The sequence below is a fragment of the Mycobacterium sp. ZZG genome, assembly GCF_054786995.1.
The window spans coordinates 1-971 of sequence record NZ_JBTBFV010000173.1 but is presented as its reverse complement, the minus strand read 5'-3'; the positions used below and the strand labels follow the sequence as shown (position 1 = coordinate 971).

The following is a 971-nucleotide window of genomic DNA, read 5'->3' as shown; positions in this document are numbered from 1 at the left end:
CTTCCCGAACCAGCGCGCCAACGCCGGCTCATGATCGGACCTTCGGATATTCAGATCATCCTCGGGAAGGTGCGCCCACTTTCACGCCCCCACACCGAGGCTCATCCACAGGTTCTGATCATTGCTCGACAGGTAGGAGTTCCATCGACGGGGAGTATCAGTGGAACTCCTCCGCGCCAGAGTTGTTCAAGGTTCACGAAAGTAAGATGGCGAGCGTCCGGAAGCTCTCTATTCACGTCCCGATTCCGTTCTCGCTATGTCTACTTGTGGTCCCGCATCTGCTGCTCGGCGAGGGCTGCTGCGCCGAGCACGCTCTTCCAGAGGGCGATTTCGTCCCGGTCTTTCGCTCCCATGTACTGGCCCTCAAAGACATGGTGGGTGAGTAGGTACAACAGCGCCTTCATCACGGGAGCGTCGTTGAGGCTGCCGCGTTCCGGGGCGAACAATGAGCGGTAACGACTGTTCAGCCATAGCGTCCGATCCGTGTAGTCGACGTCTAGAAATTCGCCGTCCGCCATGCGTTTCCACTGCAATGACAAGGTATCCCCCTGCATCATGGGGAGTTCTTTGCCGATGATCTTGCGGAGCTTGGGTGCAAAGCCCTTGTCAGGGGCGATGGCAGGCTTCCGTGAGCGTTTCCGCTTCTTGGAGTCGATGTATACCGCCTCGGCATCCGCCAGGAACTTGTCGAAGGTCGTGCCGTCCGCGGCAGCCGCATGTCCGATTGCATCGTGAAAGACGGGTTCGAACTTCAACCCGTGCTTTTCCGGGTTCATCGTTAGCAAGGACCCGATCGCCATCGCGTCGTCCAGCACCACTCGGGCGAGTTGTCTTGCAGGATTAGCCTCGATCCGTGGACTTGAGTGATTGATGTGTCTGCCATGGCTGGTTGTCGTTTGGTGGGCTTGTGAGCGTGACGTAACCGCTGGTCTGCCCAGCTTTTCCCTGTGCGCTCCGGTAGGGGCCTATTC

Annotated in this window: 1 protein-coding gene; it reads right to left on the bottom strand. The window is 58.5% G+C overall.

Translation table 11 applies throughout. The features are described from left to right. Nucleotides 1–260 precede the first annotated feature (260 nt). A complete protein-coding gene (locus ACXMYJ_RS29200) occupies nucleotides 261–818 on the bottom strand; it encodes a hypothetical protein (RefSeq protein WP_460359558.1) in 558 nt (185 codons plus the stop codon). Between the last annotated feature and the right edge of the window lie 153 nt (nucleotides 819–971).